An 11,220-nucleotide genomic window follows, 5' to 3' on the forward strand; every position below is an offset into this window, starting at 1 on the left:
TTTGATTCCAGATTGTCCGAGAAGAATTTGGTGGAGCTACGCGGGATCGAACCGCGGACCTCTTGCATGCCATGCAAGCGCTCTCCCAGCTGAGCTATAACCCCAACTCACCTCGGCGCTGACGAAGTTATCTCCGGCAACGGAGGCGCATGATAGGCATCGACCGCTTTGCTGTCAACCCAAAAATAACGCCGACTGGCGCGTTTAGTCAAAATTCGGACAGTTAGCTGTTTTTACCAGCAATCCTATCGCTATCTTGCTGTTTTTGGTCACAAATTCGTCTTGTATACACACAACAAGGGCCCCCTCGCGGGAGCCCTTTATTGTCAGTGGGAGGCGATGATGTCGGCCGCCACCTGTCACCTTATTCGGCGGCCATGCGTGCTGCGATGTACGCCAGGGCGCGGTCGATACGGGCAAGTACTCGCTCCTTGCCGACCAACGCCATCACGGCGTCGATACCCGGGGACTGACCCAGACCGGTCACCGCGACGCGCAGCGGCATGCCGACCTTGCCCATGCCCTGACCCAGCTCGGCGGCAGTCGCTTCAATCAGCTCGTGCAGCGCCTCGGTGGTCCAGCTATCCAGCGCAGCCAGCTTGGCCTTGGCCAGAGTGAGCGGCTCGGCAGCCACGCCGCGCAGGTGCTTCTTGGCAGCGGCTTCGTCGATGGCCTCAAAATCTTCGAACAGATAGCGGCTCTGGGCGGCCATCTCTACCAGGGTGTTGCAGCGCTCGGCCAGCAGCGTAACAACTTCTGGCAGTGATGGGCCCTTGCTGGTGTCAATCTTCTGGTTTTCCATGTGCCAGGCCAGATGCTTGGCCACATAGGCCGGATCCAGGCTGCGCATGTAGTGATTGTTCAGCCACAGCAGCTTGTCGGTGTTGAATGCGGAGGCGGACTTGGAGATGGCATCCAGGCTGAACAGCTTGATCATCTCGTCCAGGGTGAAGATCTCCTGATCGCCATGGGACCAGCCCAGACGCACCAGATAGTTCAGCAGCGCTTCCGGCAGGTAGCCGTCGTCGCGGTACTGCATGACGGAGACAGCGCCGTGGCGCTTGGAGAGCTTGGCACCGTCGTCACCCAGGATCATGGAGACGTGGGCAAACTCAGGTACCGGTGCGTTCAGTGCCTTGTAGATGTTGATCTGGCGCGGGGTGTTGTTGATGTGGTCTTCACCACGCACCACGTGGGTGATCTCCATGTCCCAGTCATCGACCACTACGCAGAAGTTGTAGGTCGGCGCGCCATCGGTACGGCGGATGATCAGATCGTCGAGCTCGGTGTTGGCGAACTCGATGCGGCCACGCACGTGGTCATCGAACACCACTGAGCCTTCGGTCGGGTTGCGGAAGCGGATGACGTGCGGCGCATCGGCCGGATGATCGTGGGCGGCATCCCGGCACTTGCCGTCATAGCGGGGCTTCTCGCCGCTGGCCATCTGGCCTTCGCGCAGCGCATCCAGCCGCTCACGGGAGCAGTAGCACTTGTAGGCGCGCCCATCGGCAAGCATTTCATCGATGATGCCGTTGTAGCGATCGAAACGCTTGGTCTGATAGTAGGGGCCCTCATCCCAGTTCAGCTCCAGCCACTCCATGCCCTCAATGATGGCGTCGATCGCCTCCTGAGTGGAACGTTCCAGATCGGTATCCTCGATACGCAACACGAACTCGCCACCCTGGCTCTTTGCAAACAACCAGGAATAGAGTGCGGTACGGGCACCGCCGACATGCAGGAAACCGGTCGGGCTGGGCGCAAAACGGGTTTTGACTTTCATCTTTAAGCCTTGTGTAGAGGGCCTTGGGCCAATTCGTTAAAAAAACCGTCGCATTTTAGCACTCCCACCCCCGGATGGGAAAACCGGACATTGATCGCCGCTCTCCAAGAGGGACAACCTGAACAGTTAGCCCCTGCAACCGGGTGGAAAAATCGGCCAGTGCACGTTCAAAGCCCTGAATGGGTAAATCTGGACCGGGATCTGGGCAAGAGTGAATCCCTTCCGCCACGGATATGAGGGGGATCGCAAAATTTTTCGCTACTTTCGGCTCTACTGTTAACCACAGCTGGAGATTTCACCTACCAAGCCGATATTTCAACCAACTTTACCCCACTACAAGGGAAGCGCTATGCAGTTTCGTTCTATTTCCCATCGCATCCTGGTGATGGCCGGGATAGCCATGACCCTGGCTCTGGTGATCCTCATCCTGCAGACCCAGTATTCGGGTCGCCAGACACAGCAACTGACCGTCAGCTCCAGTCGCGAGGCCCTGCAAGAAGAGGCTTGGCAAAAGGTGAGTGCCGAAGCCCGCGCCGAGGCGGCCGCCATCACCCAGCTACTGCAGAAGGGGCTCTCCTATACCCAACAGATGGCCAGCGTCCTGACGCTGCAACAGGAAGGAAAGCTCAGCCTCAACCGCCAGCAGGTCAATGATCTGCTAAAAGCCCAGCTGGCCCTTGAGCCGCAACTTTATGGCGCCTTCGCAGGCTTCGAACCCAATGGTTTTGAGGGAGAGGATGCCTCTTTCGCAGGCCAGGGCGAGATGGGCAGCGATGGTCAGGGCCGCTTCGTGCCCTACTTCTATCGCGATGGTTCAACCATAGGTTCAGACCTGCTGCTCTCCATCGAGAAAAGCGACACGGATGACTTTGGCAACCCGGCCAACGACTACTACGCCTGCCCAAAACAGCAGGGGCAATCCTGCCTCATCGATCCCTTCAAGGTCGACATCAACGGCCAGCAGGTACTGGTAAGCACTATTACCACGCCCATACTGGTGGATGGCAAGTTCAAGGGGATTGCGGCACTGGATCTGGCGGTCGATTCCATCAACCAGCAAGCCAGGCGCCTCAATGACAACATCTATGACGGCAAGGGTGAGACACTGATCGTCAGCGCCGCCGGCGTCATCACAGGTACCAGCGGCGATGCGGCCCTGCTCGGCGGCTCGGCCACACAACGGCTCGGTCAGGAGTGGCGCCAATACCTCAAACCAGAGGTGCAGCGCCAGGAACTCAACGATGCATTCAGAATCTCTGTCCCCATTCAGGTACCTGGCATGCACCGCAACTGGGCCATCATCGTCACCCTGCCCTATCAGGTGGTGCTGGCCCGCGCCGATCAACTCGAAGCTCAGCTCAACGACTTGAACCGTGCCGCCATGAGCCAGCAGCTGATAAGTGCCCTGCTGGTACTGGTCTTGGCCCTGGCCGCCATGCTGTTTATCGCTCGCAGCATCACGGGTCCAATTCGGCAGATGGTCAGCCTGGTGGATGACATTGCTGACGGAGAAGGGGATCTGACCAAGCGACTCCAGGCTCACTCAGTGGATGAATTGGGCGATCTGGCCAAGGGCATCAACCGCTTCATCGACAAGCTGCAAGGGTTGCTCGGCGATGTACTCGGTACCGCCAGCGAGGTGAACCGCCATGCTGGCGATACCGACCGCATCGCGGGCCAGACGGATCGCAACCTGCAATCTCACCAGGCGGAGATGGAGCAGATGCTGACCGCGGTCCAGGAGATGTCTTATGTCAGTCAGGAAGTGGCTACCCATGCCAACAACACTGCCGACTCCGCCAAGCAGGCCCAGAGCGCTGCCGATGAGGGCAAGGTGCGCTTCCAGCAAGTGATCCAGTCGATGCACAAGGTAGCGGCAGAGGCGGGCAAAGGGGCCGAGGTCGTCGAGGGGCTGGCCCGCGATAGCGAACAGATCACCAGCATTCTTACCGTCATTCAGAACATCGCCGATCAGACCAACCTGCTGGCGCTCAATGCGGCCATCGAAGCCGCCCGGGCCGGGGATCAGGGCCGTGGTTTCGCCGTGGTGGCCGATGAGGTGCGCCAACTGGCCCGCAACACTCAACAAGCCGTACAAAACACTCAGGAGCTGCTCGAGAAGATACGTCACAGCTCGACCAATGCCGTTTCTGCCATCAGCCTGAGCCAGCAATTGACGCAGCAGGCCGTGACCGAGGCCGACCTCGCAGAGGCCGCCCTTGGCAGCATCTATCAGGCCATCGCCACCATCAATGACATGACCTACCAGATAGCCTCCGCCGCCGAGGAGCAAAGCTCTGTCTCCGAGACGGTTTCTGGCAATCTGGCCCAGACCAACACCCTGGCAAACGAGATAGCCCAGGATGCAGCCGAGACCGCCAATGCCAGCCAGGCATTGCGTCAGGCAGCGGAACGATTACAGCAATTACTGGGGCAATTCAGACTGCGCTGATAATTTTCCTGTCACGGGCTCTCCCCCTCGGGGGCGAGTCCGTTTACCATAGGCGCCTGATTTGCCTGATGGCAGGCAATTGTAGTGAGAGGTAACTGCCGTGCCCACCCCGGATCGTCGCCCCCGTGGCCATAACAGACGGACACAGCGTCATAAAGACGAGTCTCAAGGATCCCTGCTTGAACGTATCAACGCCGCCAGCTTGCCCCTGCGCCAGCAACTTGGCCAGACCCTGGGGCAACTGAAAAACCGGGAGGCCATCCGGCTCAAAACGGGTGAGGGGCGCAAGTGGCAAACCCTTCTGCCCCGCAAGCACGGCATCGCATTGCTGATCCTGGTGCCCGTCTGGCTGATCCTGCTGGCCTGGGAGCCTGCGCCCAGCGCACCACAAGCCGCCCCTTCCGGGGTGCTGAGCGTGCCCGTCGCCATCCCCGTCCAAACCCAGAATGAACAGCGTCAACAGCACAATCAGGCAAAAGCGGCCGTCGAACCCGAGCCGGTCAGTGGCAAATGGCTGCAGCACAAGGTTGAAGCGGGCGAGACTCTGTTCTCTCTCTTCCGCCAGTTTCAGCTGCCTGGGGTCGAGTTGAGCCGCCTTATCGCCATTGAAGGACCTGACAGGCCACTGACCCGGATGCAAACCGGCAAGTCGCTCAATATCCTGGTCGGAGACGATCAACGGATCCAGCGTGTCGAGATCCGGGACGACTTCCAGGTACTCTACCGCTACGATCGCCAGGGGGAAGGTTTTGCTCTCAAGGAGTAAAGCATTCAACGATCTGCACAGAAAGGAGGCTTGATGCCTCCTTTTTCATGGCAAATCCCTGCCAAGAGCAACTTGATTGACCAATAGTTTTACCTTGCTCAAAAAATGAATCGTCGAAAATTGACAAGGATCCGCGCTCACGTACAATCATTTTTGCTTTAAACAGGGATTGTTGAGCACGACTGAGACAGTTAAACACGTCAGTCATGCCCTCCCCCTGTCTTCTAGGCAAACCCTGCCTGTACCAGGCGTTAGTTTCATTTTGTTATAGATAGGACTTACACATGTCTGACATTCGCACCGGCCAAGTCAAGTGGTTCAACGAGACCAAGGGTTTCGGCTTCATCGAGCAATCCCAGGGCCCGGACGTTTTCGTTCACTTCTCCTCCATCCAGAGCACTGGTTTCAAGACCCTGGCCGAAGGCCAGAAGGTTCAGTTCACCGTGACTCAGGGTCAGAAAGGTCCGCAGGCTGAGAACGTAACCCTTCTCTAAGCAGCCGCCTTGCTAGGAGGAGATCTCTCCTCCTATTTTTCTTCTATTGCCTTCCTATATTGCCTTCCGCCCCCTTCTACCTGATGCTGTTCCTTGCCATGCAAGGTACAAGTCACTGCTGCTCGCTCTATCTTCCTGCTTGGCACCATAAAAAACGGTGGCCTGAGCCACCGTCTTGATACTTGATGGTGCGTCATCACACCTTTATTTGTCGATCTCCAGCATATGGTTGTTCAGCATGAAGTCGATCACCTGGGCCCCGGTCGCAGCGGCACTGCCAGTCAGAGTGTCAAAGGTGTGATTCATCAGCACTATCTCCTGAGTCACCTGGCTATTGGCGGCCTCCTTGACCTGCAAGTGCACCCCTTCACTGTCCTGGAAAGCAGAGAGCAGACCCTTCAGATCATTCTGATTGTGAGAACCATCATGATCCAGCAGATCGCGCAGATCCAGCTTGTCCCCTTCCGCCTTGGAGAAGTCGACCACGTAATCCTTGGCGATGGAACCTGTCGTGGTATCCCCCTGCTGCCAGGTGAAGAGATCGACCCCCGCATCCCCTTTCAGGATGTCGTTGCCCAGCCCCCCCACCAGGATGTCATTGCCCAAACCGCCGCTCAGGATGTCGTTGCCGACGCCACCATACAGGGTATCGTTGCCGGTACCACCGTAAAGTAGGTCATCACCCAGTCCCCCCAGCAGGGTATCGTCACCGGTACCACCGAACAGGATGTCGTTCCCGGCACCGCCATCCAGAATATCGTTGCCACCCTGACCGAACAGGATATCGTTGCCCTCACCGCCAATCAGTACATCCGCCTTGTCATTGACAGAAGACTGATCAAAGTCGGCGGCATGGTCCGTGATGTAGTCATGAACCTGGGCATCGGTCACCGAACCTGCACTCAACTTACCGGCTACATACTGCTTGATGGCCGCGTAGCCTTCCCCGTTGATACCGGCGAAGTGAACCGCATCGCCGAACAGGATATCGTCACCGGCACCGCCATCGATCCGGTCACTGCCCGGCTGGTTGTTGATGGAGGTACCCAGAATGGCATTGGCCAGCTCGTTGGCCGACACGTTGGACTGCACTATCTGGTCGCTGTCAAACAGCTTCAGGGTATCGATGGAGACACTACTGCCGATCCCGATGGCCTGCATGGTGACATTATTTGCAAGCAGGAGTGGCAACACCGCCAGTGCATTTTGCAACGCCCAATAATTATTGTCATAGGAGGTGGAAATCTCGAAGGTACCATCCCCTTGCGCCTTCAAAGTGCCGATGGATGTCGGGCTCCACTTATTGTTATTGCTATTCTGCGACCACTTCTGAACATTGCCATAGGAATCTATCAGCACCCTATTGGTGCCACCTATATTGGCGTAGAAGACCTCTCCCTGAACATAATTGTTGACGTCAACAAACGAATCGAGGCGCTCATTTGTCTTCGAATTCACGACCGGATTGGTCTCTTCATAGCCGTAGTAGGTGTTTGGCGCGCCATCTGTGATGAAATAGGTCAGATTCTTCGCATTGGTATTGTTCTTGGCCGTGTCACTGTTAAACCAGTTAGAAGTGGTTTTGAGGGCATCCTCATAGTTGGTCGCACCACCATCCCAATAACTGCCATCCATGCTGTCAATAACCGCCTGCAACTTGGTCAAGGCTTTGGGATCCTTCAGGTCTACACTAATCGACTTGTTGGCTTGGGAGTCAAAGTCCACCAGGAAAAGATTGACCTTACCAGCCCCTTCTGTACCTGCACTGGCCTTGAGGGTCGCAAACACCTGAGCCAGCTGGATTTTCATGGTTGCCATGGCACTGGAGCCGATACTGCCCGAGCTGTCGACCATAAAGGCGATGTTGTAGTTCTGACCCGGCAACACCACGCTGCCATCCAGATCGGCGACCACGATATTGTGCTCGCCGCCGTAGTTACGGGTCTGATCGCCAGGCTCACCCTCACTGCCCTGGAAGTAACTCAGGCGCACACTGTCCTGATCCGTGGCGGTACTGACCTGATCGGTATGTACTTCCTTGGCCGTCGCCTCGACGCTGAGATCGATCAGACCGGCCTGGGTTCCAGGCACTCGCAGAGTCAAGCCAGTCAACTTCACGTCAAGAGTGCTTGTATTCCACAGGCCACTGCCCGCCAAGATAGTCAACTTGCCATCTGCATCGGCGGTGCCGAGCAACTGACTGCCGTTGTACAACTGGGAGCCTTGCGGCATACCGCTCAACATCAGGCTGTCAAAGACCTCACTACCATCACGATCGGTCAGAGAGGCGTTTATTTCGACCGGATAATCGATCACGGTTGGCTGCAACAAGGTCAGCTCACCCGTGTTCTGATTGATGGTATAGATACCATCGTCGAACTGTACATACTCGATGTCATGCAACGCCTTGGTGACCCCTGCCCCCTTTTCCGTAACGGCAAAGTCGAACCAGCGATCGTTGACCGAGTAACCGTGGCCCTTCTGGATCACATAGTCGGCGCGGTTGCCACGCAACACGGCGATATCATTGCCCACATCACCATAGAGGCCATCATTACCAAGGCCGGCCACCAGAATGTCATTACCTGTACCGCCATAGAGAGAATCTCCCTGTAGGGAATCACTGCCAACCAGCACATCATTCCCCCCCATGCCATACAGCAGGTCACCACCGCCTTTGCTACTCACCAGATAGTCATTCTTGCTATCGGAACCAAGTAACTGATCCTGGCCGCTGCTGGTGTCATAGCTGGGTACACCCACACCGAAAGCAGCTCCACTGATATTACCGGACTGGAACTTATCAGTGCTGACCCCAGAGCTTGGGAAACTCTGATAGAGCGGAATTCCATTACCGGTCAGGCTGATATCCACCACCGGCTTGTCGGCCACGGCCGTCACATCAAGCACCAGCTTGCCGCCATTGCTGAGGTTGGCACCGTCGCTGATCTGATAACCGAAGCTGGCGTAGTCCCCCTTCAAGTTGCCGGTCGTGGCACCATTGCCATTGGCGGCACTGGTGCTGGATTCATTGAGACCTGGCACGAAGCGCAGGTGGCCGGTGTCGATATCGGCGTAGGAGATAAGATCCCCCGCCTTCACGGCAATCCACTGACCCGCGGCATTGAGATACTCCAGCGTGCCATTTTGCGGCAAGGTATTGACCTGCACGCTCAGATCGGACGCGGCCTGATCATCGCTGGCACCAAACTGGGACCACGTCAGTACCTGGGGCTTGTCTTCCGTCCCGACACCGTGTCCACCTGTGGTCACAGGGGCTCGGTCGTTGTCGAAGATAGCGCCCGTGCCGTTCTGGCCACCCACGGTCACCGTCAGCGTCTCGGTCGTTTCAACCAGTCGATCGTTCACGGTCGGCAGCGTCACGGTAAAGCCGGACACCCCGGCCGGCACAGTGATCTTGCCTGTGGCGCTGTTGTAGGTCACCCCATTGCTGAATTGTGCAATTCCCCAATCAGAGCTGGATGCCGGATTGGCACCGCTGCCCTGAATGGCGAAGTCATACTGGGTCGCCTCATGGGTCTGGTCAGACAAGGTCACCGTATGGGAAAGATTGCCGCCTTCCTCCACGTTGCCGCTCGAGACAGATTGTACGACTGGCGTCACCAGTGGTTTGGTTGCAAAGGATCCCAGGCTGGAATCACCATCCGCATCCACTACCTTGATCTGGAAGTCGATATCACCATCCCCAAGCGGTCTGGACATGTTCTGGTACTGGAAGAACTCCCACTTGCCGGTGGCCGGGGTAAATTCCAGACGGAACACCAGGGAGCCATCGCTGGCTTTACCTATCAAGGTATTGGCCGATTCCATGGAGGTGGTGATCAGCTTGCCGGTTGCCGTGGTCAGCCCGGTCTCGTTGGAGCCGAGCAACTGCATATGGCCCTTGCCATCAGCCCCCCACTGCGGTGTCACCGTGCCTGAACCATAAGCAATAGCCTGGGCGGTAGAGGAGCCGATGAACTCTATGCTCTTCACCGTCAGGTCGCTGTTGTCCGAGGTATTGGTGTTGCCGTTATTGGTAGCCTTGATCACCATGGTGTCGAAGCCGCCTTGCTGTACCTGGAAGTTCTCGGCGTAATCGCCGCTGGTCGCATTGGAGCTGAAGGTCTGGGTACCGATCAGCACGCCAGCACGGTAGAACTCGACCACGCCACTTTCCAGCTCACCACCGAACATCTGGCTGAACTTGATGTTGGCGCCATAGGCAACCGTGCCCGGATCCAGCTTCACAATTAACTGCTCGGAGGTAGAGGTTCCGTTCGCGAAGTGACGGAAGTCTATCTCGTTGGCAATGTTGTGGTACGGCCCGGCCACGCTGGACACCCCCAGCCCGGCATTGGAACCATTGACACTGGCATCAATCAGAGTTGGGTTGGTTGCAGAGGTGAACCCCTTGGCTGTGATGGTAAAGCCAGCCAAATCTACCAGGGCCTTGTTGCCACTGACCTTGGTCAGATCAAATACCCCGGTCAACACATCTGGAATATTTGTCTTGGTAACGGAGACGGCAGCAGCATCACCCGCGACTGGCGCGTCATCCTCAACGGTGACATCCAGCTTGCCAGTGGTTGTGCCCTTGCCATCGGAGACCTTGACGTCCAACTGGAACGACAGGGAATCCTCCTGGCCCTTGACGGGATGGTCGAGCGGCGCCTTGAGGGTCAGATCATAGGCCCAATCACCCTTGCCGCTGGCATTCGGTGCAGTGAGCTTGACCTCGACCACCGCCTTGTAGCCGTCGCTTCCCAGAGTGCCGGTATAACCAACCAGCGTCTTGCTGCCCTCATTCCAGCTCCATTTGACTTCGGAGCCACCGGATGTGAGCCCTGCGGGTCCACCCAGTGACACAGTCAGCGTGCTGCTGTCCACATCACCCACTGAAATGGTACCGGACATGCTCTTGGCATCCGTGGTATCCGGGTTGCCGTTGGTGTCGATGATCCCGTTGGGCAAGCCCTCTTCGGACACAATCGCACCATTGGAAATCCCCAGTGTCGGCAGATCGTTGACCGCCTCTACCTTGATGGTCACGGTGGCAGGAGTTGCGTCGGCCAGCCCTTCATTGTCCACGGCCACATAACTGAAGCTTGTGTCACCATTCCAGTCGGCACTCGGTACAAAGGTCAGTTTGCCGGCATCCGCAATCAGAACACTCTGGTTTGCAGCGACAGGAGTACCGTCCAACAACAGGATGCCATTGGTCGGCAGGCTATTGATGGTGAAGCTCACCACGCTACCGTCAATGTCGCTGCCAGAGAGTGCGGGAATCGCAATGCTGGCAGCATCTTCCAAACCACTAGCCTGTTTGTCTGCAGTTTCAGGGGCTTCGTTCAGAATCATCGCAGTGTCACTGTCCGGCAGAGAGGTGTTACCCGCAGGGTCGGTCTGAATCGCCGTCACCGTCAATGACTTCCCGTTGGGTGGAGTGGTCTCCGTCCAACTGATGGTGCCGTTTTGATAGCTATACGCCTTGCCATTGCTCGATTGCAGTGTTCCATCAGCCTTCAATGCCAACTGGACCGTGCTGTTCACGGCACCATTATCGATGGTCAGCGTCACCTTGCCACCCGCAACTAGGTCAGCATGGTTAACCTCGGCCCGCACCTGGATCTGATCGTTGCCGATCTCGGTCTTGGTCAGCATCTGGTCATTGTTGGCATCATCCACAATGACCACGGTCGGCGCGCCACTGGCCGTGGTGTCGACT

The 11,220-nt window shown here is 57.1% G+C and carries 6 protein-coding genes and 1 tRNA gene; 3 read left to right on the top strand and 4 right to left on the bottom strand.

The features are described 5' to 3' along the window. Nucleotides 1-28: 28 nt before the first annotated feature. Nucleotides 29-104: transfer RNA gene (locus G113_RS15490), tRNA-Ala, on the bottom strand. A gap of 260 nt (nt 105-364) precedes the next feature. After that, a complete protein-coding gene (gene gltX, locus G113_RS15495; RefSeq protein WP_005906450.1) occupies nt 365-1,780 on the bottom strand; it encodes a glutamate--tRNA ligase in 1,416 nt (471 codons plus the stop codon). A gap of 349 nt (nt 1,781-2,129) precedes the next feature. Here gltX and G113_RS15500 point away from each other — a divergent pair, with 349 nt between their 5' ends. Together G113_RS15500 and G113_RS15505 are read left to right on the top strand one after the other, a co-directional pair. Next, on the top strand, nt 2,130-4,232 hold the full coding sequence (locus G113_RS15500; protein ID WP_005906453.1) for a methyl-accepting chemotaxis protein: 2,103 nt from the start codon (nt 2,130-2,132) through the stop codon (nt 4,230-4,232). 100 nt (nt 4,233-4,332) lie between these two features. Next, nucleotides 4,333-4,998 (top strand): LysM-like peptidoglycan-binding domain-containing protein, encoded by a 666-nt coding sequence (locus G113_RS15505; protein WP_005906455.1) that lies wholly within the window; start codon nt 4,333-4,335, stop codon nt 4,996-4,998. Here G113_RS15505 and G113_RS21140 read toward each other — a convergent pair. Next, entirely contained in the window at nt 4,988-5,206 is a 219-nt protein-coding gene (locus G113_RS21140; protein ID WP_152436075.1) for a hypothetical protein, read from the bottom strand. The two genes, G113_RS15505 and G113_RS21140, sit on opposite strands and share 11 nt — an antisense overlap. Nucleotides 5,207-5,282: 76 nt before the next feature. Here G113_RS21140 and G113_RS15510 point away from each other — a divergent pair, with 76 nt between their 5' ends. Next, the gene (locus G113_RS15510; RefSeq protein ID WP_005317918.1) at nt 5,283-5,492 is read left to right on the top strand and encodes a cold-shock protein; all 210 of its coding nucleotides are present in this window, start codon (nt 5,283-5,285) and stop codon (nt 5,490-5,492) included. 204 nt (nt 5,493-5,696) lie between these two features. Here G113_RS15510 and G113_RS15515 read toward each other — a convergent pair whose 3' ends face one another. Continuing rightward, nucleotides 5,697-11,189: a type I secretion C-terminal target domain-containing protein gene (locus G113_RS15515; protein WP_236611789.1), complete on the bottom strand. Its 5,493-nt coding sequence runs from the start codon at nt 11,187-11,189 to the stop codon at nt 5,697-5,699. Between the last annotated feature and the right edge of the window lie 31 nt (nt 11,190-11,220).

The sequence above is a fragment of the Aeromonas molluscorum 848 genome (genome assembly GCF_000388115.1).
Classification (GTDB): domain Bacteria; phylum Pseudomonadota; class Gammaproteobacteria; order Enterobacterales; family Aeromonadaceae; genus Aeromonas; species Aeromonas molluscorum.

Excerpts from the sequence above, each read along its gene's own strand:
- G113_RS15510 (WP_005317918.1), top strand. The coding sequence starts at position 5,283 with ATGTCTGACATTCGCACCGGCCAAGTCAAGTGGTTCAACGAGACCAAG.
- G113_RS21140 (WP_152436075.1), bottom strand. The coding sequence starts at position 5,206 with ATGACTGACGTGTTTAACTGTCTCAGTCGTGCTCAACAATCCCTGTTT.
- G113_RS15500 (WP_005906453.1), top strand. The coding sequence starts at position 2,130 with ATGCAGTTTCGTTCTATTTCCCATCGCATCCTGGTGATGGCCGGGATA.
- gltX (WP_005906450.1), bottom strand. The coding sequence starts at position 1,780 with ATGAAAGTCAAAACCCGTTTTGCGCCCAGCCCGACCGGTTTCCTGCAT.